Here is a 20,509-nt window from a genome sequence, read left to right on the forward strand (position 1 = left end):
CTGCATGCGGAACTTCATCGCCATCGGTCTGATCGCCCTGCTGCCCCTCGGGGCGCAGGCGCAATCGCAGGACCAGACCCTTGCCGACATCCGGCAGGAGCTGACCGTGCTGAACGTCGAGATCCAGAAGCTGAAACGCGAACTGTCGACCACCGGCACCGCCAGTGGCGCGACCGTGGGCGGATCGGTGCTGGAACGCATGGACGCGCTTGAGGCCGAGGCATCGCGCCTGACCTCCAAGACCGAAGAGCTTGAGTTCCGCATCAATTCGGTCGTCACCGACGGCACCAACCGGATCGGCGATCTGGAATTCCGCCTGGTCGAGCTTGAGGGCGGCGACGTCTCAAAGCTGGGCCAAACCTCGACCCTGGGCGGCGCGCTGCCCGACGGCGCGGCCTCGGGCACCATCGCGCCGCCGGTGACCAGCACCCCGGCCGAGCCTGTGGCCGAAATGGCCATCGCCGAAAAGGCCGACTACGAGGCCGCACAGGCGGCGCTGGCCGAAGGCAAATCCGCCGACGCCGCGTCGAAATTCGATGCCTTCCTGCTGAACTATCCCGGCTCGCCGATGCAGGCGCAGGCCGAACTTGGCAAGGGCAAGGCGCTTGAGGCGGGCGGAGAGATCACCAAGGCCGCGCGCTCCTACCTCGCGGCCTTTTCCGCCGCGCCGACCGGCCCGGTGGCCGCCGAGGCGCTGTTCAACCTCGGGCGTGGTCTTGGCCAGCTGGGGCAGGGACCCGAGGCCTGCACCACGCTGCAAGAGGTCGGCAACCGCTTCCCCGGCGCGCCGCAGGTCGATCTGGCCATGGCGGAACGCACCAAGCTGGGGTGTCAGTGACCAAGCCCTCGGGCGATGCCGCGCAGGCAATCGCCCGGGCCTTGACCCCGCTGCCCGACGGCCCGCTTGGCGTGGCCGTGTCGGGCGGATCCGACAGCCTGTCCCTTCTGCTGCTGGCCCATGATCTTCTCGGCCCCGATCGCCTGCGCGCGGTGACGGTCGATCACGGCCTGCGCCCCGAGGCGGCAGGCGAAGCCGCCTTTGTCGCCAGGATCTGCGCCGCGCAAGGCATCGCCCACACGACAGTGCACTGGAAGGGCTGGGACGGGCAGGGGAACCTGCCGGACCGGGCCCGGCGCGCACGCTACGCCTTGATCGCCGAATGGGCGCAGTCCCAGGGCATCGGCGCGGTCGCCCTGGGCCATACGGCCGACGATCAGGCTGAAACCCTGCTGATGCGGCTGGGGCGCGGCGCCGGGGCCGAGGGACTGGCGGCCATGTCCGACCGACGCGTGATCCACGGCGTCACCTTCCTGCGCCCACTTCTGACGGAACGGCGCGAGGTCCTGCGCGACCTGCTGCGCGTCCGTGGTCAAACCTGGGTCGACGATCCGACCAACGACGACACCCGCTTTGACCGCCCCCGCCTGCGCAAGGCCCTGCCGGACCTTGCCGCGCTTGGCCTGACGGTCGAGGCGCTGACGACAACCGCCCGCAACCTCCGCTCGGCATCCGATACGCTGGCGCATTACGCCGAACAGGAGGCCGCGCGCCACCTGCGGATCGACGGCCCCGACGTGCTGATCGATCCCGCTGCCCTGGATATCCTGCCGCCCGAGATCACGCGCCGCCTGCTGCAGGCCGCCCTGCGCTGGATTGCCGGTGGTGATTACCCGCCGCGCAGCGCCGCGCTGGATCGGTTCACGGAGGCGCTGAGGGCCGGCGATGCCGTGACCCTTGCCGGGGTCTTTGCAAGTCCTGCCAAGGGGATGATCCGCCTGACACGCGAACCGGGGGCGGTGGCGGCCCTGATCGCCGATCCCGGCACGCCATGGGACGGACGCTGGCAAGTCGACGGCCCTTTCGGCCCCGGCGACCAGATCCGCGCGACGGGCGCAGCGGGCCTGCGCGCCGTTCCCGACTGGCGCGAGACGGGCCTGTCGCGCACCACCCTGATGGCCGCGCCGGCCGTCTGGCAGGGCGAAGACCTGCGCGCCGCACCGCTGGCTGGCCACACGGCCGGTTTCACCGCAAAGCTCATTCGTACGGCGGAAGATTTCCGTGCGACACTGCGCACGCATTGAACATGGGCGGCCAAATCTTATTTTAAGTCCAAGCCGGGTATGCTAACCCCGCGCCTATCCCCAATCTGGAGGAGTTTTCCTTGGGCAACGCGAGACAATTCGCCTTCTGGGTCGTTCTGCTGCTGCTGATCGTGGCGCTGTTCAACCTGTTCAGCGGTTCGGGCAATACGCTGCAAAGCCGTGAAATCCCCTATTCGGAGTTCGTGCGCAGCGTTGAGGCCGGCGAAGTCAGCTCTGTCACCCTGGATGGTGAGCAGGTGCGCTATCGCGGCAAGGACGGCAAGGACTATGTCACGATCAAGCCGGAAGACGCCGAAGTCACCCGTACGCTGATCGACAACGAAATCCCGGTTTCCGCCAAGAGCCAGGAAGAATCCGGTTTCCAGGCGTTCATCGTGTCGCTGTTGCCGATCCTTCTGCTGATCGGCGTGTGGATCTATTTCATGAACCGCATGCAGGGCGGCGGCAAAGGCGGGGCCATGGGCTTTGGCAAGTCCAAGGCCAAGATGCTGACCGAAAAGCATGGTCGCGTGACCTTTGACGACGTCGCGGGCATCGACGAGGCCAAGGAAGAGCTGGAAGAAATCGTCGAATTCCTGCGCAACCCGCAGAAATTCTCGCGCCTTGGCGGCAAGATCCCCAAGGGTGCGCTGCTGGTGGGCCCTCCGGGCACTGGTAAGACACTGCTGGCCCGCGCCATCGCCGGCGAGGCCGGTGTGCCCTTCTTCACCATCTCGGGGTCTGACTTCGTGGAAATGTTCGTCGGTGTCGGTGCATCCCGCGTGCGCGACATGTTCGAACAGGCCAAGAAGAACGCCCCCTGTATCGTCTTCATCGACGAAATCGACGCCGTCGGTCGCCATCGTGGCGCAGGCTATGGCGGCGGTAACGACGAACGCGAACAGACGCTGAACCAGCTGCTGGTCGAAATGGACGGCTTCGAGGCCAACGAGGGTGTCATCATCCTGGCCGCCACCAACCGTCGCGACGTTCTGGACCCCGCGCTTCTGCGTCCCGGTCGTTTCGACCGTCAGGTCATGGTCGGCAACCCCGACATCAAGGGCCGCGAAAAGATCCTGGGCGTTCACGCCCGCAAGACCCCGCTTGGCCCCGATGTCGACCTGCGCATCATCGCGCGCGGCACGCCCGGCTTTTCGGGCGCGGATCTGGCGAACCTCGTGAACGAGGCCGCGTTGATGGCCGCCCGCGTGGGGCGCCGCTTTGTCACCATGGTCGATTTTGAAAACGCCAAGGACAAGGTCATGATGGGCGCAGAGCGCCGGTCGATGGTCCTGACGCAGGATCAGAAGGAAAAGACCGCCTATCACGAATCCGGCCACGCTGTCGTCGGTCTGGTGCTGCCCAAGTGCGATCCGGTCTACAAGGCCACGATCATCCCGCGCGGCGGCGCGCTTGGCATGGTGGTGTCGCTGCCGGAAATCGACCGCCTGAACTGGCACAAGTCCGAGTGCGAGCAAAAGCTTGCCATGACCATGGCCGGCAAGGCGGCCGAGATCATGAAGTACGGCGAAGACGAAGTGTCCAACGGCCCGGCTGGCGACATCCAGCAGGCCTCGGCCCTGGCCCGTGCCATGGTTCTTCGCTGGGGCATGTCCGACAAGGTCGGCAACGTCGACTATGAACAGGCGCACGAAGGCTACAACGGCAACGGCGCTGGTGGCTTCTCGATCTCGGCTCATACGAAAGAGCTGATCGAGGAAGAGGTGAAGCGCATGATCGACGAGGCGTATCAGCACGCCTACCAGATCCTCACCGACCACAAGGAAGAGTGGGAGCGCCTGGCGCAGGGCCTGCTTGAGTACGAGACCCTGACGGGCGACGAGATCAAGCGTGTGATGAACGGCGAACCGCCGTCCTCGGGCGACGAAGACGCCGGGTCCGACCAGGGCAGCGCGCCCTCGGTCACCGCGATCCCGAAGACCAAGCCGCGCTCCAAGCCCGGCAGCTCGGGCGGGATGGAGCCTGAACCCACAGCATGACGGACAGGGCCGGGGATTTCCCCGGCCTTTCCTTTTGTGGCAGGTCGTGATTGTATGCCGTCGCATACCGTCTCACGCGCCGCAGGGAGCCCGCCCATGTCCGACTGGAATTCTGACGCTTACTCAAAATTCTCGGCCCTGCGTCTGCGGCCCGCCGTCGATCTGCTCATGAAGGTGCCGCCGCTGGTCGGGGACGAGATCACGGACCTTGGCTGCGGCAATGGCGCTGTCGGGCCGGTTCTGCGCACCCGCTTTCCCAAGGCCCGTATCGCGGGGCTCGACAGCTCTCCGGCGATGCTGGAGGACGCCTGGAAAACAGGTGCCTATGACGCCCTGACCGAAGGCGACATCGCCAAATGGCGCCCCGAGACGCCGCCTGCGCTGATCTATTCCAACGCGGCCCTGCACTGGCTGCCCAATCATGCGACCCTGTTGCCCGAACTGGCCGGACATCTGGCCCCGGGCGGCACCCTGGCGGTGCAGATGCCGCACCAGAACTCGGCCCCGTCGCACCGGCTTTGGATCGATCTGGTCGATCAGCATTTCCCCGGCCGCTACGACCCCGACCAGACCCCCGGGATCCTCGACGCGCGCACGACCTACGACTTGCTGGATCCGCTCGGGCACCTGACGCTGTGGGAGACCGAGTACATGCAGCGACTGGATCCGGCGACCGACGCGCATCCCGTGCGGCTGTTCACCTCGTCGACCTTCGCGCGGCCGGTATTGAACACCCTCGACGCGGACGAACAGGGCCTGATCACCCGTCTTTATGACGAGGCGATGGAGCTGGCCTATCCCCGCCGCGCGGATGACTCGGTGCTCTTTCCTTTCCGGCGGTTGTTCTTCATCCTGACCCGACCCTGACACCGGAGAGACCATGCCCGCGCTCAAGCTGACCGATTTCACCTGCCGCATCACCTGGCTGGGCCGCGTGACCGACCGCGACGCGGCGCTGGATTCGACCCCGGTGCAAAGCCTGAGAGCCGCCTTCGACGGCCCGGAGGGAGAATTCCACGGTGGTATCAACCGCCCTTCGTGCAGCCGCGTGATGCACCTGCACCCGCGCAACACGCCCATCCGCAATGTCCGGCAGTTCTCGGTCCTGTCCGCAGAAGACCTGGCGCAGATCGCCGCCAACATGGAGGTCGAGGCGTTGAACCCTGAATGGCTGGGCGTCACGATGCTGGTTGAAGGCCTGCCCGATTTCACCCATCTTCCCCCGTCCTCGCGTCTGCAGGGGCCGGATGGGGTCACGCTGGTGGTCGATATGGAAAACCGCCCCTGCCAGCTGCCCGCGCGGGTGATCGAAACGCACCTGCCGGGCAAGGGCAAGGCATTCAAAAGCGCCGCGAAGGGACTTCGCGGCGTGACGGCATGGGTCGAACGGGAAGGGGTCTTGTCCCTTGGGGACGATCTGCGCCTTGCTATCCCGGATCAACCGGTGTGGTCGCAGTTGGAAAATGCCCGGGGGTGAGGGAACAGCCCCCGGGCCCGACTTGTGAGATCGGTGACTTGTTAAATCGTCAAAGTGCGGAAATGAGGCCTGCGGCGACAATCATCGTCGTGGCAAAACTTGCGTAGAATACGACGGCAGCAGCTTTCATCAGTATGTCCTCCGGTGAAACATGCAGGTGGATCAGCAGCGATCCGCCTACGGTTACATTTGTTACTTGAACAACGACATCATACCACGGTTGGTTCCCTCACTTGACAAATTCGTCTCACAAAACTGTTTCCGAATCACTTAACGCTTTGGGCGAAAACCGCACGAAAAGGTCGGAATTACGCCCTCTGGTCCGAATTCGCTGCCGTAATCAAGGCTATGGGCCAGAGGAGGGCCCCAGGCAGGGAGGCCGACATGAGCTACCGATCCGACATCGAAATCGCCCGCGACGCGAAAAAACACCCCATTCAGACCATCGGCGACAAGCTGGGGATCCCGGCGGATCAGCTTGTCCCCTATGGCCATGACAAGGCGAAGGTCAGTCAGGACTTCATCAACGGCCTCACGGACCGCCCGGACGGCAAGCTGATTCTCGTCACCGCGATCAACCCGACCCCGGCAGGCGAAGGCAAGACGACCACCACCGTGGGGCTGGGCGATGGCCTGAACCGCATCGGCAAGAAGGCCGCGATCTGCATCCGCGAGGCCTCGCTTGGTCCGAACTTCGGCATGAAGGGCGGCGCGGCGGGCGGCGGGCTGGCGCAAGTGGTGCCGATGGAGGACATGAACCTTCACTTCACCGGCGATTTTCACGCCATCACCAGCGCCCACAACCTGCTGTCGGCGATGATCGACAACCACATCTACTGGGGGAACGAGCTGGGCATCGACGAACGCCGGGTGAGCTGGCGCCGGGTGCTCGACATGAACGACCGCGCGCTGCGCGACACGGTCACCTCGCTTGGCGGTGTGGCCAACGGATTTCCGCGCCAGACCGGGTTCGACATCACCGTCGCCTCCGAGGTCATGGCGATCCTCTGCCTCGCGACTGACCTGCGGGATCTGCAGAAGCGCCTGGGCGACATGATCGTCGCCTATCGCCGCGACCGCAGCGCCATCTATGCCCGTGACATCAAGGCCGACGGCGCGATGACCGTGCTGCTCAAGGACGCGATGCAGCCGAACCTTGTGCAGACGCTGGAAAACAACCCGGCCTTCGTGCACGGCGGCCCCTTTGCCAATATCGCGCATGGCTGCAATTCGGTCATCGCCACCAAGACGGCTCTGAAACTGGCCGATTACGTGGTGACCGAAGCGGGCTTCGGCGCGGACCTGGGCGCCGAGAAGTTCATGAACATCAAGTGCCGCAAGGCAGGCCTGGCCCCCGACGCGGTGGTGCTGGTCGCGACGGTGCGGGCGATGAAAATGAACGGCGGCGTGGCCAAGGCCGATCTGGGCGCGGAAAATGTCGCCGCGGTTCAGGCGGGCTGCCCCAACCTGGGCCGCCACATCGCCAACCTCAAAAGCTTTGGCGTGCCGGTCGTCGTGGCGATCAACCACTTCGTCACCGACACCGAGGCCGAGGTGCAGGCGGTCAAGGACTACGTCGCGGGGCAGGGGTCCGAGGCGATCCTGTGTCAGCACTGGGCCAAGGGCTCCGAAGGCATCACCGATCTCGCCAGCCGCGTGGCCGAGATCGCGGATGCGGGCATGTCGCAGTTCGCGCCGCTGTATCCCGACGACAGGCCGCTGTTCGAGAAGATCGAAACCATCGCCAAGCGGATCTACCGCGCCGACGAAGTTCTGGCGGACAAATCGGTGCGCGACCAGCTGCACGCCTGGGAAGAGGCCGGATATGGTCACCTCCCGGTCTGCATGGCCAAGACGCAGTACAGCTTCTCGACTGATCCGAACCTGCGCGGCGCGCCCACTGGCCATTCGGTCCCGGTGCGCGAGGTGCGGCTGTCGGCGGGCGCGGGCTTTGTCGTGGTGATCTGCGGCCAGATCATGACCATGCCGGGCCTGCCCCGGGTGCCCTCGGCCGAAAACATCCGCCTCAACGACGCGGGCGAGGTCGAGGGCCTGTTCTAGGTCCCGGCTGCCGCGTCCGCAGGCATCCCGCAAGGCTGCGGCCCTGTGCCCGGGGCGAAACCGCCAAGAAGGTGTTTTCGCCGCCGCCGCTACACGCTATGCCGCCCGCAAGGACGGGTGCGCAACACCGAAGGAGAAGACGCATGACGGCAGAGATCCTCGACGGAAAGGCCTTCGCGGCCGAGATCCGGGGCAAGGTGGCAGAACATGTGACGCGCCTGATGGCCGATCACGATCTGCAACCGGGCCTCGCGGTTGTCCTGGTCGGCGAAGACCCGGCGAGCGAGGTCTACGTGCGCAACAAGGGCATCGCGACCCGGGAATGCGGCATGAAATCGGTCGAACACAAGCTGCCCGCCGACACCCCGGCCGAGGATCTTTATGCGCTGATCGACCAGCTCAACGCCGACCCTTCGGTGCATGGCATCCTGGTGCAGTTCCCCGTGCCGGATCACCTGTCGGAAACCGAGATCGTGTCCCGCATCGACCCGGCCAAGGACGTCGACGGGTTGTCGGTGACCAACGCCGGTCTGCTGGCCTCGGGGCAGAAGACCATGGCGTCCTGCACGCCGCTTGGCTGCCTGATGCTGCTGCGCGCGACGCTTGGCAACCTGTCGGGCAAGGACGCGGTGGTGATCGGCCGGTCGAACCTGGTGGGCAAGCCGATGGCCCAGCTTCTGCTGCGCGACAGCTGCACCGTGACCATCGCCCATTCGCGCACCGCCGACATCGCCGAAACCGTCCGTCGCGCCGACATCGTGGTCGCCGCCGTGGGCCGCCCGCAGATGGTGCCCGGCGACTGGATCAAGCCCGGTGCCTGCGTGATCGACGTCGGTATCAACCGCATCCCCGCTCCCGAGAAGGGCGAGGGCAAGACCCGGCTCGTGGGCGATGTCGATTTCGACAGCGCCAGGCAGGTCGCTGGCTACATCACCCCGGTCCCCGGCGGCGTCGGCCCGCTGACCATCGCCTGCCTGCTGGCCAATACCGTGACGGCCGCCTGCCGGATCAACGGGTTGGACGAACCCGAAGGCCTGACCGCCTGAGCGCGTCCCCTAGACCGGCACCATCGTGCCCTGCAGGATGGCCACGTCGCGCTCACGGTCGCCGTCAAAGGCGGTGACCGTGGATTGCACCACCACCAGCCGCCGGCCGGGCTTCACCACCCGGCCCGTCGCGATCAGGTAATCGCCCACGCCCGGTGCCAGCAGGTTCATCTTAATCTCGGCCGTGACGACCTGCGCGCCCTCGGCCATCACCGTCAGCGCCGCGAACCCCGCCGCCGTATCGCCAAGCGCAAAGGTCAGCGCCGCATGGGCATGGCCCAGGTGTTGGCGCGCCAGCGGCAGGATCGGCGCCTTGATCCGCACCTCGCCCTCGCGGACGGACAAAAGCTCCGCCCCGAAGGTCTCCATCATCGGCTGCCGTGCAAAGCCCTCGCGCACCCGCGCCTCGATTGCGTCCATGTCCCCTCCCTATCGCGGCATCGGCATCGCCCGCGCGACCGGTCCGGTCAGGATGGCAAGCGCCCGTGGCCCCATCAATCCCGCCAGCGCCGGATCCCGCGACCTGAGCCCGCCTGTATATGTCCCATACGCCGGCAGGATTAGCCGACGGTCGTCCACAAGAAAGCACCGACGCGAGGCGCCTGCAATGCGCACCTTGGGGTGATAATGGCCCGAAACCTCGCCCTGCGCGCCATCCTCGGCGATGTGGCGCAGCACCAGCGGCCCCACCTCCATCTCGGCCAGATGCGCCCCGCCAAGCGACACCGGCCCCGGATCATGGTTCCCCTCGATCCAGACCCAGTCGCGCCCGGCCTGCATCCGCATCAGCCGCGTGACCACATCCTCGGGCAATCCCCGCGCGGCCGCCGCATCGTCGAAACTGTCACCCAGACAAACCACGACCCGCGCGCCCGTGGCCTCCAGATCCGCCTCAAGCCGTTCCAAGGTCTCCAGCGTCTCATAGGGCGGCAGCACCGCTCCCCCAAGCCGCGCCATCCGTTCGGACTTGCCCAGGTGCAGGTCCGACACGACCAGCATGTCCCGCGCCGCCCACCAAAGCGCGCCGGAGGGGCGCGCCTCCAAAGACGCGCCGCAGAACTCGACCCCGTATCCCGTCCCCTGCTTCATCTTGCCATAAATACTCCGGGGGGAATTGGCCTGAAAGGGCAAGGGGGGCAGCGCCCCCTCCATCCCCTCACGTCAGCCCCGCCTCCGCCATCAGCCGCTCTGCCTCTTCCGCCACCAGTCGCTCGCGGCCCATCCCGTCCACCGGCACCTTGCCGACCTCCAAAAACAGCGGCGCCGCCAGCGGCGTCACCCGGTCCAGCCGCATGACGTCGATCCGCCCCTCGACCCGGCCCAGCATCTCTTCGATCCGGCCAAAATCGACCAGCCCGCGCATCGCCTCTTCCCGCGTGATCTCCATCAGCAGGTGGTCGGGGTCGTACTTCAGCAGGGTGTCATACAGGATATCCGACGAAAACGTCGCCTGCCGCCCGGTCTTGCGCGCCTGCGGGGCGTTGCGCTGCAACAGCTGCGCCACATGCGCCGCATTCCGGAACGTCCGCTTCATCACCGCGTTGCCGGCCAGCCACCGTTCCAGCCCGTCATGCAGCGCGGCCGGGGACAGCAACGGCACCGGATCCGTCACCGCCTCAAGCCCCCAGATGAGCAGCGCGTAGTCCGAGGCGACAAAGCCGAGCGGATCCAGTCCCATCTCCTCCATCCGCTTGGTCAGGATCAGGCCAAGCGTCTGCATCGCGTTGCGCCCCGCGAAACCGTAAAGGCAAAGCTGTTCGCGCCCGTCGAAGGGAAAGCTTTCGACCAGCAGCCGCCCGGGTTGCGGCAGGGCCGAGATCTCGCGCTGCAGGCCCAGCCATTCGGCGGTGTGGCGGGGCAGTTCGGGCCAGCTCTCCTGCTGGAACATCCGCAGGATGCGCTGCGACAGCTGGGTCGAGGTCGCGAACTTGGTGCCCGCGAACGTCGCGATCTTGGGCTTGGTCGCGGCCGAGCGCGTGACCTCGACCGCCGTTTCCTTCAGCCCCTCGTATTTCACGATGCGCCCGCCGATCAGGAAGGTGTCGCCGCGCTCCAGCTGCGCGGCAAAGCTCTCCTCGATCTCGCCAAGGGGCCGCCCGCCGCCGAACCGCATGCGCACCTTGACCTTGTCGGTGTCGACGATGGTGCCAAGGTTCATCCGGATCAGCTGCGCCGCGCGCGGGTCGCGCAGGTGCCAGCGCCCCTGATCGTCCTGCATCAGCCGCTGCCAACGGTCATAGGCGCGCAGCGCATAGCCCCCGGTCGCGCAATACTCGAGGCATTCATCGAACTGCGCCCGGCTAAGCGAGGCATAGGCGCCGACGGTCTTCACCTCGGCAAAGACCTCGGCCTCGTCGAAGGGTCCGGCACAGGCTGTCGCGAGGATATGCTGGCACAACACGTCGCGCGGGCCGGGACCGCGCGGGTCGCCGTCAAGGTCATGGTCCTGAACGGCCTCAAGCGCCGCGACGCATTCCACCACCTCGAACCGGTTCGCGGGCACCAGCAGCGCCTTGGACGGCGCGTTGTAGCGGTGGTTCGCCCGCCCGATCCGCTGCACCAGCCGCTTGACGTTCTTCGGTGCCCCGACCTGGATCACCAGATCCACATCCCCCCAGTCGATCCCCAGATCGAGCGACCCGGTGCAGACCACCGCCCGCAACCGCCCCTGCACCATGGCCTGTTCGACCCGTTCCCGCTGTGTCCGGTCAAGCGATCCGTGGTGAATGCCGATCGGCAGCCCGTCTTCGTTGGCGAGCCAGAGGTTGTGAAAGAAGATCTCGGCCTGCGCGCGGGTGTTGTGAAAGATCAGCGTGGTCCTGTGTCGCTTGACCTGATCGAGGATCGCAGGGATCGCATAGCTGCCGCCGCCGCCGGACCAGGGCGGCTGTTCCTCGGTCTCCAGCATCCGGATATCCGGGTCCGGCCCGGGATCGGCCTGCAGGATAGGGCAGGGATCGGGGTGTTTCGCCAGCAAATGCGCGATGGCGGCCGGGTCCTCGACCGTGGCCGACAGGCCGACCCGCCGCAGATCCGGGCAAAGCCGCTGCAACCGCGCCATCGCCAGCCACAGCTGATCGCCCCGCTTGCTGTCGGCCAGCGCGTGGATCTCGTCCACCACGATCCGCTTGAGCCCCTTGAACGTGCGCGCCGCGTCCTCATACGACGTCATCAGCGCCAGGCTTTCCGGCGTGGTCAGCAGGATATGCGGCGGATCGGCCCGCTGACGCCGCTTGCGCGACGACGGCGTGTCGCCGGTGCGGTCCTCGACCCGGATCGGCAGGCCCATTTCGTCGATCGGCGTCGACAGGTTGCGGCGGATGTCCGACGCCAGAGCCTTCAATGGCGAGACGTAGAGCGTATGCAGCCCCTCATGCCCGCCCTCGGACAGCTCGACCAGCGTCGGCAGGAACCCGGCCAGCGTCTTGCCGCCGCCCGTCGGCGCGATCAGCAGAAGTGACGGCTCAGTGGCCCGGCCCAGCATCTCGGCCTGGTGCGGATGCACCTGCCACCCGCGCGAGGCGAACCAGTCTGTGAATGTGGAGGGCAGGACAGGGGGGAACATAAGGGGAATATAGGTCGCCCCCCGGCGCTTGGCGAGGTCAGTCGAAGTGCTTTTTCAGCCCGTCCCGCAGCGTTGCGATTTCGTCACCGAACGTGTCGGTACCGGCAGAGCCGACCTCGTCCACCCAATGGGTCAGCCGTTGCAGCAGGGGGGTGAGGGTGTTCATCTCATCCTCGGTCCAGTCCGACAGGAAGGACCCCAGCACGAGGTACTTGATCGTGCGCACCGCATTGACCACAGCTGTGCCTTTTTCGGTCAGGGTCACGATGGTCCGGCGCGCGTCCTGCTGGCTGACCGCGCGGGCGGCGTAGCCTTCTGCGATCAACTCGGTCACCAGCCGCGAGGCGCGCGAGGGGTCGATGCCCAGACGCGCTGCGATAGTCGCGACCATCGTCTCTTCCTTGCCGGTCGATCCGAATTCGTTGGACGGGGCCCAGATGGCGATCATCACGTCCAGCTTGGGCACGTCGATCGGCAGGCCAAGTTCGGTCAGGGCCATGTGCCCCAGTTCGCGCTTCTGCACCCGCCGCCGCCAGGCCTGCAGGATCGCGTCCAGTTCCAGCGCGTGCTGGGTGACGTCCCGAGGGACGCCAAATCCCTCAAGCACCGCCTTCATATCTTCGTTGCGACCGCCGATCGGACCGCCCTCCTGCCAATGCATGTTCTTGACATGTATATGCGACTGACACATATATAAATTCAACTCAGACGCATTCCTACCTCTGAATCAACTTCCTGCCGTTGCGTTTCGACATACCCCGCCGGCCAGACGAGCACCATGCAAGACAAGACACAGCCGATCACAGACGGGGTACAGGACATCCCCAGCCCCGACAGCGCCACGTTGCGCGTGATCCTGATCACCGTCGCGACCACGCTTTTCCTGGCCTCGACGGGCAATACGATCGTGACCACGGCCCTGCCGACGATCGTCAGCGACCTGGGCGGGCTGACCTATATCTCGTGGGTGGTGACGGCCTATCTGCTGGCCTCGACCGTGGGCGCGCCGATTGCCGGAAAATTGGGCGATATGTACGGCCGCAAGGTCGTTTTGCAATTCGCCATCGGGGTGTTCCTGCTGGGCGGTGCGCTGTGCGGGCTGGCAGGCAACATGATCGTGCTGATCGCCGGGCGGTTCGTGCAGGGCATGGGGGGCGGCGCTCTGATCGTCGTGTCGATGGCTGTGGTCGCCGAGGTGCTGCCGCCGCGCGAACGCGGGCGGGCACAGGGCGCGCTGTCGTCGGTCTTTGGCTTCTCGACCGTGGTGGGTCCGCTGATCGGCGGGTTCCTGGTGCAGGTCGTCAGCTGGCACTGGATCTTCTTCGTCAACTTCCCGATCGGCATCGCCGCCTTCTTCATCCTGCGCCGCACCCTGCCGTCGCGCACCGACCGGGTGCCGCACAAGATGGATTACGTCGGCTCGGCATTGCTGATGATCCTGCTGTCCACCGTCGTCCTGATCGCCAACCTCGCGGGTACGGTCTTCGACTGGTCCTCGCTTCCGGTGCTGGTCCTGCTGGTGCTGGCGCCGATGGCACTGGTCGGCTTCATCTCGGCCGAGCGTCGCGCCTCCGAGCCGGTGATGCCGCTGGACCTGTTCCGCATCCGGAACTTCCAGGCCGCGAACAGCGTGAACTTCATGGTCGGCATGGCCATGTTCGGCACGATCGCCTTCATGCCGATGTTCCTGCAGGTGGTGAAACACGTCGATCCGATCCGGTCGGGTCTGTACCTTGTCGCGATGATGCTGGGCCTGATCGGCACGTCCTTCGTGGCGGGGCGCTATATCTCGGCCACGGGGCGCTACAAGGTGCTGCCGACGGTGTCGACCGCGATCCTGACCGTGGCGATGCTGGCCCTGACGACCATCGGGCCCGACACGCCGATGTGGCTGATCCCGATCTACCTGTTCTTCGTCGGCATCGGCATCGGCCCGACGATGAGCGTCGGAATCGTGTCGATCCAGACCTCGATCCCGCGCGAACATCTGGGCGTGGGCACGGCCAGCGCCAACATGTTCCGCCTCGTGGGGGGCGCCATCGGCACGTCGGTCTTCGGGGCGATCTTCGCCGCCGGCCTGTCGCGCCATGTCCAGCCTCTCATGCCCGGTGTGTCGGACGCCCGGTCGCTGACCGTCGACATGGTCGACCGGCTGGATCCTGTGCTGAAGCTCGAGGTGCTGCACGGCTTTGCCGCGGCGCTGACGCCGATCTATTATGTCGGGGCTGTGGTGGCGGCGGTGGCCTGCCTCGCATCGACCCGGCTGGTCGAAATCCCGCTTGGCCCGAGCCGTGCGCCGGGGGCAGAGCAGACGCCGGCGGAATAACCGCCCGTCCCGCTTCAGGGGGGCGTCCTACTTCACGATCTCTTCGTGCTTGACGAACATGTTGCCCCAGGCGCGATCGATCAGGTCGGGCGTCATCTGGTAGGGGATGCCTTCGAATTCGCAGATCGAGATCATCTGGTCGATCAGGAAGACCGGCTGATAGTTCGCGAAGACGTTGTTGATCGTCGGGTATTTCTTCTTCAGCAGATGCACCAGCGCGGCTTCGTCCAGCGGCATCTTCTTCTTGCGCGCCACCAGCGCGAAGATCTTGAGGAAGTTCTCCTGGCTCGGGCCGTCGATCTTGATCTTGAAGAAGATCCGGCGCAGCGCGGCCTGGTCAAAGATTTCGTTCGGGTGGAAGTTGGTCGAGAAGATGACCAGCGTGTCGAAGGGGACTTCGAACTTTTCACCGGACTGGAGCGACAGGATATCCTTGCCCTCTTCCAGCGGCACGATCCAGCGGTTGATCAGCGCCTGCGGCGGTTCCGACTGGCGGCCAAGGTCGTCGACGATGAACACGCCGCCGGTGGCCTTCATCTGCAGCGGCGCCTGGTAGGTCCGCGCGACGGCGTTGTAGTTCAGATCCAGCATCTCGAGCGTCAGTTCGCCGCCCGTGATCACCGTGGGCCGTTCGCAGCGCACGTAACGTGCATCGAACCGGTTGCCCGAGCGGCGCAGCGCGGTCGGATCGTCGATCTGTTCCTCGGCGCGCGAATGGATGATCGGGTCATAGACGGTGATGACCTGCCCGGAATATTCCACGGCGCGCGGCACGTAGATCTTGTCACCAAGCGCGTCGCGGATGCCGTTCGAGATCGAGGATTTCCCGTTGCCCGGCGGGCCGTACATCAGGATCGACCGGCCCGAACTGACGGCGGGCCCGAGGTTCGAGATCAGGTCATCAGGCAGAACCAGGTGACCCATCGAGGAGGTCAGCTGTTCGCGCGAAATCTGGATGTCGCGGATCGACTGACGCTTGATCTGCTGGTGGTAGATCGCCAGCGGCACGGGCATCGCGCCGTAGTATTCGGACTGTGCCAGCGCATCCAGCGCCCGCGCCTTGCCATTGTCGGTCAGCTGATAGCCCATCTCGCGGTCGGCCGTGGCCTTGAGCGTCCCCGTCGCCTCGAGCAGCATCTGTTCGCGCGCCAGATCGATCAGTTCCTGCGTCACGTTCGGCGGAAGGCTGATGGCGGTCGAGATTTTCGAGAGCTTGTCGACGCTTTTGCGGAACATCGTCTTGATGAGGATGTCGCGCGCCATGACAACCGGAAGCTCAAGCTCTTCCAGCGACCGGGGCGGTGGTGGCGCGACAACCGCTGTCGATACCTGCATGTTCATGCGCAACTGCTCTTGCATTTTAGTGCTTCAATCATAGCGTGTTTCGATTCGACCTGCCACGGAAATTGAGTGCAACGCGAAACTTAGATTGATACCGTGCACAAAAACTCAAGATGGGCACGCGTTTTGGCAGGCAAAGAGCTTCAAATCCTAATTGTTCTCGGGGCCTTGGCGCTGATGCAGGCGGCGCTGACGCTGATCGGCGGCGGGCTGTTCTTCACCAGTCACGAAGCCGACATGGTGCACCTGAGCGACCTTGTTCTGCGCCAGTCCGCAGGGGCGGTCTTTCATCACGATATCGCGACACCTGTCGGCGGCTGGGCGACCCTGCCGATGGCCTTGCTGCACCGCGCGGGGCTTGGCCTGGGCAGTGCCATGGTCTGGGGGCAAATGGTTGCTTTGGTTGTACTTTTGCCGCCCTTGGCGCTGATCGCCCTGCGCAGGTTGACCGTCGTGCAGGCGGCGGTCTTCGGGCTGTGTGTCACCGGCCTGACCGGGGCCCTGGTCTTCGGCGGGACGGACCCGCTTGTGTCACTGTCGATGCATTACAATCGTTGGTGCTGGGCGGCGTCATCTATCGTCGTTCTGGCGGTCTTCCTGCCCGGGACCCGTCCGAAATCGGTCGGAGAAGGCATCGCGATCGGTTGGCTGATGGCGGCCATGGCCATGATAAAGGTGTCCTTTCCGGTGGCTCTGGCCCTGCCGGTCATCTTCGGACTGTTGCGAAACGGTCGCACCAAAACGCTGCTTGCTGCGATCGGTACTGCCCTGATTGTTCTGGGCGCGGTGACAATGGTGCTGGGTGTTGGCTATTGGCAAGCCTACCTGGCCGACCTTCTGACAGTCGCCGGGTCCCCCAACAGGGCCGCCCCGGGGGCTGACTGGCGGGCGCTGATCCTGTCGCCCGCTGGCCTTCCGGTCACGCTGGTGGCCGCCGCCCTGATCTATTTCGGCGGGCGCATTGGTCGGAAGGATCTGGCGGCGCTGACGCTTCTGTTCTTTGCCGCCTTCACCTTCATCAGCTGGCAGAACTACGGCAATGATCCGATCTGGCTGGCCGTGATCGCGCTGATCGGCTGGTGCCTGTCGCAAGGCGGGCAGGGGGCCGGGTATCGTGGGCTGCGGATGACGGCCGTCGCGGCGGGCGTGCTGGTGCTGCCGATGATGGCCAACGTCCTATACAGCCCGCTGCGCCATGTGCTGGCCCCGGCCGACCTGTCGCGCCCCCTGCTGCCCGGCGATGCGTCGTTGCGCATGGTGACCGCACGGGCCGAGGCGGCCTTTGCCAAGGTCACGCTGGTGGCCCCGCCCGACCAGACCGCAGCGGTGTTTCGCGGGCGGGATCTGCCCGAGTGCGAGCTGTCCGGTGGCCTGATCACCACGCTGGAACGGGACGCGGCGGAACTGACGCGGCTTGACCCGACGATCGACCGCCAGCCCCTGGTCGCGGATCTGTTCCAGGCGCATTGGATGTTCGCGGGGCTGCGGCCGCTGCAGGGTGGCACGCCGTGGTACTACGACGGCCTGCCGGGGCTGGCGGATGCGACCCACGTGATGGTGCCCGACTGCCCCGCCGACCTTCGGGCGCGCCAAAGGGTGACGGACCTGCTGGATCAGGCCGGTGTCACGCTTGAGGAGGTCGGGCGGACCGAGGCTTTCACGCTGTACCGGATCACCGGTCAGGAAAACGCGGCCAACGCCACGTAAAGCGTCAGCGCGGTGGTCAGCGCGGTTCCCATGGGAAAGTCGCGCTTGCGGTCCCAGCTTTCCCAGTCGGGTGCCAGCCGCCGCAGGGGCGTGCGTTTCGCAGCGCGGTGCGTGGCGAAGGCCGCCAGCATGGTCGCAGCGAGGATCATGAAGACAAGCCGCAGATCGGCCAGCGCGACGAAGGGCGCGGCGGCGGCGATGAACTTGGCGTCGCCCGCACCCATCACCCGCAGCGCGGTCAGGACGATGCCGCCGACCAGCATCACGACCAGGTGGATCAGGCGAAATCCATAGACCTCAAGCGGCAGGACGAAGGGCCCGATCAGGATGAAGACCAGGGCCAGCAGGATCACGCTGCCATTGGGGATGCGCATGGCCCGAAGGTCGCTCCAGGCGACGTAGAGCCCGATGACCGCCACGAAGGGCAGGAAGGCCCGGGCGGCGACCGGGTCCAGCGCCAGCATGTGTCAGCTTTCAAGCGCGCGCAGGGACCGCACGGCGTCTTCGTAGTGCTGGGGATGCGTGTCGATGGCTTCGCGCAACAGCGACTTGCCGGTTTCGACATCGCCCTGCTTCACCGCGCTCAGACCAAGCGTGTACAGAAGCTGCGCGCGTTCGGTCTGCTGCATCGGGATGACCGGCAGCGAATAGTTGCGCTGCGCGCCGCGGGCGAGGATCAGGTTGTTCTTGGCGGTGAACAGCTCGGGGTCCTGCTGGATCGCCTGGGCGAACAGCTTCTCGGCTTCCGAGAAATCGCCGCGCGTCAGCTTGGAATAGCCCCAGTTGTTCATGACGCCGCCGGGCTTGGTGGTCAGGCCCATGGCGGTTTCATAGAAACTGTCGGCCTTGGTCCATTCCTTGTTGCTGTCGGCGACCATCGCCTCAAGCCGATAACGCTTGTAGGTCTCGTGGGTCGGCGGCACGCTGTCCAGCACCTTGTCGGCCTTGTCCCATTCGTCGTTGCGGATCAGCGCCTCGGCGTAATCCACCTTGTCGTCATCGGTGGCCTCGTGGTGGGCCACGATCTTGGCCCAGACGCCCACGGCTTCGGTGGGGCGGCGGGCGCGGATCAGGCTTTGGGCCAGGCCGCGCATCACGTCGATGCGGTCCGGGTTGTCCTGCAGCGTGCGCTGGAAATGCACCACGGCTTCGTTCGGATCCCCGACCGTCAGCATGATGTCGTTCAGATTGCTTTCGTCCACGACGTTCACATCGCGGAAAGCGCGGTTGACCTCACTGGTCGACGTCTTCGAACAGGCAGACAGGGCCAATGCCCCCGCCAGACAGGAGATCACGAAAACAGGGTGGCGCATGTGCCTGCGTCCTTTACTGCTCTGCCCCGATCATGGGAACTGCTCGCGAAGCCGATACTGTCCGGACCCGCTGCGTACCAAGTCGAGTTCTTGTTCTGCATCCGGATCATAGACTGTTTTGTCGTTCATGGCGAGTGCCAAGCGAAGATTGTCGCGAATCTCGTCATTTTCTCCGTTGGATAGGGCAAATGCGCGACGCAGAACCTCGACCGCTTCGGGGACTTCGCCCTGGTCCATCAGCACCACGCCAAGGTTGTTCCAGGTCTGTGGCGCGGCGTCCGGCGCCTTGATCGCCTCGCGCAGCTGCACCTCGGCCTGTCCCAGGCGCCCAAGCCCGAGGTTCGCGGCCCCGAGGCCTGCATAGACCTTGGGGGTCAGCCCTTCGGTGGCGGCGGCGCGGGTGAAGGCGTCCAGCGCAAGTTCGTATTGCTTGGCCTCGAGCAGGCGGTTGCCCACGATCATGCCATCGACCGCTTCTTTCTTGCGGTCCACGCCCGGGGCATAGGGCGTATCCTTGTCGATCCGGGCCGTGTCGGTGCAGGCACCGACGACGATCAGACAGGCAAGGGCGGCGCAGGCCGCCCGGATCACTGTTCGTCCGCCTTCTGCTGCGTCGTCTGCGCCGTCAGCTCGCCCATCTTGGTGATGCCAAGGACCGACGGGCCGATCAGGATGATCAGCAGCGGCGGCACGGTCAGCATCATGGTGGCCAGCGTCATCTTGGTGGGCAGCTTGTTGGCCTTTTCCTCGGCCCGCATCACCCGCTTGTCGCGCATTTCCGACGCATAGACCCGCAGCGCATCCGCGACCGAGGTGCCGAAGCTGGCGGATTGCACAAGCACCGTCACGAACGAGGCGATGTCGGGCACGCCGCAGCGGTCGGCCATGTCGCCAAGCACCGAAGCCTTGTCCTTGCCGGCCTTGATCTCGTGGCTGACCATCTGGAATTCATCGGCCAGCGACGGATAGGATACTGCGATTTCCTCGGACACGCGCAGGATGGCCTGATCCATCGACTGCCCGGCCTCGACGCAGACCAGCAGCATGTCGAGAGCATCGGGAAAACCGTTGGTGATCTCTTCCTGGCGTTCCTGTTGGCGCTTGTTGATCCAGTACTTGGGCAACATGTACCCGGCCCCGCCGGGGCCCAGGATCCACATGACGGTCTGCTGGGTGGTCACATTGGGATCGCCCGCCATGGTCGACAGATAATAGATCACCCCGGCCAGCAGCCCGAAGATGCCAAGCGAGAACTGCGCGAAATGATAATAGCGCACCGCGTCCTTGGACCTGTACCCGGCCTGCAGCAGCTTGGTGCGCATGGCCGAATATTCTTTTTCGTTCTGCGGTTCGAGAAAGCTGGAATACCGTTCCAGCCGCTTGTTCGACTTGCCGGTCCGCAGGCGGTCCTTGGCGTTCGCCGGGACAGGCGCGCCATTGTTCTTCTTCAGCTTTTCAAGGGGGTCGACCTCTTTCTTCAGCATGAAGGGCAGGGACCCGACAATCAGCAGGACTCCCAGCCCGCCGACAAGCATGAGGGGGCCAAGGGGCCCCAGCATGTCCACGATGATCGCGTTAATCTGTTGCATGA

18 protein-coding genes are annotated in these 20,509 nt (G+C 65.5%); 9 read left to right on the forward strand and 9 right to left on the reverse strand.

Annotation, left to right across the window (positions count from 1 at the left end):
- The first annotated feature begins 4 nt into the window (after positions 1-4).
- From E4S58_RS02240 to folD, 7 genes are all read left to right on the forward strand, one after another.
- Positions 5-838 carry a tetratricopeptide repeat protein gene (locus E4S58_RS02240; protein WP_136634690.1) on the forward strand — a complete coding sequence of 278 codons (834 nt, stop codon included), beginning with the start codon at positions 5-7 and terminating at the stop codon, positions 836-838.
- Positions 835-2,082, forward strand: coding sequence for a tRNA lysidine(34) synthetase TilS (gene tilS / locus E4S58_RS02245; protein ID WP_136634691.1), 1,248 nt, complete (start codon positions 835-837; stop codon positions 2,080-2,082). Before E4S58_RS02240 ends, tilS begins: the two co-directional genes overlap by 4 nt.
- 80 nt (positions 2,083-2,162) lie before the next feature.
- Complete coding sequence (ftsH, locus tag E4S58_RS02250; RefSeq protein ID WP_136634692.1) at positions 2,163-4,082, forward strand: ATP-dependent zinc metalloprotease FtsH; 1,920 nt, start codon at positions 2,163-2,165, stop codon at positions 4,080-4,082.
- Between the two features lie 96 nt (positions 4,083-4,178).
- Positions 4,179-4,949 carry a methyltransferase domain-containing protein gene (locus E4S58_RS02255; RefSeq protein WP_136634693.1) on the forward strand — a complete coding sequence of 257 codons (771 nt, stop codon included), beginning with the start codon at positions 4,179-4,181 and terminating at the stop codon, positions 4,947-4,949.
- 13 nt (positions 4,950-4,962) lie between these two features.
- Positions 4,963-5,559, forward strand: coding sequence for an MOSC domain-containing protein (locus E4S58_RS02260; RefSeq protein ID WP_136634694.1), 597 nt, complete (start codon positions 4,963-4,965; stop codon positions 5,557-5,559).
- Between the two features lie 384 nt (positions 5,560-5,943).
- Complete coding sequence (locus E4S58_RS02265; RefSeq protein ID WP_136634695.1) at positions 5,944-7,620, forward strand: formate--tetrahydrofolate ligase; 1,677 nt, start codon at positions 5,944-5,946, stop codon at positions 7,618-7,620.
- A gap of 143 nt (positions 7,621-7,763) precedes the next feature.
- Positions 7,764-8,666 (forward strand): bifunctional methylenetetrahydrofolate dehydrogenase/methenyltetrahydrofolate cyclohydrolase FolD, encoded by a 903-nt coding sequence (folD, locus tag E4S58_RS02270; RefSeq protein ID WP_136634696.1) that lies wholly within the window; start codon positions 7,764-7,766, stop codon positions 8,664-8,666.
- 9 nt (positions 8,667-8,675) lie between these two features.
- Here the strand turns inward: folD and E4S58_RS02275 are convergent, their stop codons facing one another.
- The 4 genes from E4S58_RS02275 to E4S58_RS02290 form a co-directional block, all read right to left on the reverse strand.
- Positions 8,676-9,086 carry a PaaI family thioesterase gene (locus E4S58_RS02275; protein ID WP_136634697.1) on the reverse strand — a complete coding sequence of 137 codons (411 nt, stop codon included), beginning with the start codon at positions 9,084-9,086 and terminating at the stop codon, positions 8,676-8,678.
- Between the two features lie 9 nt (positions 9,087-9,095).
- The gene (gene pdeM, locus E4S58_RS02280) at positions 9,096-9,755 is read right to left on the reverse strand and encodes a ligase-associated DNA damage response endonuclease PdeM (RefSeq protein ID WP_136634698.1); all 660 of its coding nucleotides are present in this window, start codon (positions 9,753-9,755) and stop codon (positions 9,096-9,098) included.
- A 67-nt stretch (positions 9,756-9,822) separates the two neighbouring features.
- Positions 9,823-12,231: a ligase-associated DNA damage response DEXH box helicase gene (locus tag E4S58_RS02285; protein WP_136634699.1), complete on the reverse strand. Its 2,409-nt coding sequence runs from the start codon at positions 12,229-12,231 to the stop codon at positions 9,823-9,825.
- Positions 12,232-12,268: 37 nt separating this feature from the next.
- The gene (locus tag E4S58_RS02290) at positions 12,269-12,892 is read right to left on the reverse strand and encodes a MarR family winged helix-turn-helix transcriptional regulator (RefSeq protein ID WP_240789435.1); all 624 of its coding nucleotides are present in this window, start codon (positions 12,890-12,892) and stop codon (positions 12,269-12,271) included.
- Positions 12,893-13,009: 117 nt separating this feature from the next.
- On the opposite strand from E4S58_RS02290, the gene E4S58_RS02295 reads away from it, so the two are divergent.
- Positions 13,010-14,557 carry an MDR family MFS transporter gene (locus tag E4S58_RS02295; RefSeq protein ID WP_136634700.1) on the forward strand — a complete coding sequence of 516 codons (1,548 nt, stop codon included), beginning with the start codon at positions 13,010-13,012 and terminating at the stop codon, positions 14,555-14,557.
- A 27-nt stretch (positions 14,558-14,584) separates the two neighbouring features.
- On the opposite strand, the gene E4S58_RS02300 is transcribed toward E4S58_RS02295, so the two are convergent.
- On the reverse strand, positions 14,585-15,898 hold the full coding sequence (locus E4S58_RS02300; protein WP_136634701.1) for an ATPase: 1,314 nt from the start codon (positions 15,896-15,898) through the stop codon (positions 14,585-14,587).
- A gap of 168 nt (positions 15,899-16,066) precedes the next feature.
- Here E4S58_RS02300 and E4S58_RS02305 point away from each other — a divergent pair, with 168 nt between their 5' ends.
- Positions 16,067-17,605, forward strand: a complete 1,539-nt coding sequence (locus E4S58_RS02305; RefSeq protein ID WP_136634702.1) for a hypothetical protein — start codon at positions 16,067-16,069, stop codon at positions 17,603-17,605.
- Here E4S58_RS02305 and E4S58_RS02310 read toward each other — a convergent pair.
- Genes E4S58_RS02310 through E4S58_RS02325 form a run of 4 tightly spaced genes read right to left on the reverse strand, consistent with a single transcriptional unit; the run spans position 17,578 to position 20,507 of the window.
- Positions 17,578-18,069: a prepilin peptidase gene (locus tag E4S58_RS02310; protein ID WP_136634703.1), complete on the reverse strand. Its 492-nt coding sequence runs from the start codon at positions 18,067-18,069 to the stop codon at positions 17,578-17,580. The two genes, E4S58_RS02305 and E4S58_RS02310, sit on opposite strands and share 28 nt — an antisense overlap.
- A 3-nt stretch (positions 18,070-18,072) precedes the next feature.
- Positions 18,073-18,918: a tetratricopeptide repeat protein gene (locus E4S58_RS02315; RefSeq protein WP_136634704.1), complete on the reverse strand. Its 846-nt coding sequence runs from the start codon at positions 18,916-18,918 to the stop codon at positions 18,073-18,075.
- A 30-nt stretch (positions 18,919-18,948) separates the two neighbouring features.
- Entirely contained in the window at positions 18,949-19,509 is a 561-nt protein-coding gene (locus tag E4S58_RS02320; protein ID WP_240789436.1) for a tetratricopeptide repeat protein, read from the reverse strand.
- On the reverse strand, positions 19,506-20,507 hold the full coding sequence (locus E4S58_RS02325) for a type II secretion system F family protein (RefSeq protein WP_136634705.1): 1,002 nt from the start codon (positions 20,505-20,507) through the stop codon (positions 19,506-19,508). The genes E4S58_RS02320 and E4S58_RS02325 overlap by 4 nt, the downstream gene beginning before the upstream one ends.
- Between the last annotated feature and the right edge of the window lie 2 nt (positions 20,508-20,509).

Origin of the sequence: Pseudooceanicola onchidii (assembly GCF_004959925.1) — a bacterium.
In the GTDB taxonomy this organism is placed as follows: Bacteria; Pseudomonadota; Alphaproteobacteria; order Rhodobacterales; family Rhodobacteraceae; genus Pseudooceanicola; species Pseudooceanicola onchidii.

Bases quoted from the DNA above. Each gene is read 5' to 3' on its own strand.
- E4S58_RS02240 (WP_136634690.1), top strand. From the start codon at position 5: ATGCGGAACTTCATCGCCATCGGTCTGATCGCCCTGCTGCCCCTCGGG.
- E4S58_RS02255 (WP_136634693.1), top strand. From the start codon at position 4,179: ATGTCCGACTGGAATTCTGACGCTTACTCAAAATTCTCGGCCCTGCGT.
- E4S58_RS02260 (WP_136634694.1), top strand. From the start codon at position 4,963: ATGCCCGCGCTCAAGCTGACCGATTTCACCTGCCGCATCACCTGGCTG.
- E4S58_RS02265 (WP_136634695.1), top strand. From the start codon at position 5,944: ATGAGCTACCGATCCGACATCGAAATCGCCCGCGACGCGAAAAAACAC.
- folD (WP_136634696.1), top strand. From the start codon at position 7,764: ATGACGGCAGAGATCCTCGACGGAAAGGCCTTCGCGGCCGAGATCCGG.
- E4S58_RS02275 (WP_136634697.1), bottom strand. From the start codon at position 9,086: ATGGACGCAATCGAGGCGCGGGTGCGCGAGGGCTTTGCACGGCAGCCG.
- pdeM (WP_136634698.1), bottom strand. From the start codon at position 9,755: ATGAAGCAGGGGACGGGATACGGGGTCGAGTTCTGCGGCGCGTCTTTG.
- E4S58_RS02285 (WP_136634699.1), bottom strand. From the start codon at position 12,231: ATGTTCCCCCCTGTCCTGCCCTCCACATTCACAGACTGGTTCGCCTCG.
- E4S58_RS02290 (WP_240789435.1), bottom strand. From the start codon at position 12,892: ATGCATTGGCAGGAGGGCGGTCCGATCGGCGGTCGCAACGAAGATATG.
- E4S58_RS02295 (WP_136634700.1), top strand. From the start codon at position 13,010: ATGCAAGACAAGACACAGCCGATCACAGACGGGGTACAGGACATCCCC.
- E4S58_RS02300 (WP_136634701.1), bottom strand. From the start codon at position 15,898: ATGAACATGCAGGTATCGACAGCGGTTGTCGCGCCACCACCGCCCCGG.
- E4S58_RS02310 (WP_136634703.1), bottom strand. From the start codon at position 18,069: ATGCTGGCGCTGGACCCGGTCGCCGCCCGGGCCTTCCTGCCCTTCGTG.
- E4S58_RS02315 (WP_136634704.1), bottom strand. From the start codon at position 18,918: ATGCGCCACCCTGTTTTCGTGATCTCCTGTCTGGCGGGGGCATTGGCC.
- E4S58_RS02325 (WP_136634705.1), bottom strand. From the start codon at position 20,507: ATGCAACAGATTAACGCGATCATCGTGGACATGCTGGGGCCCCTTGGC.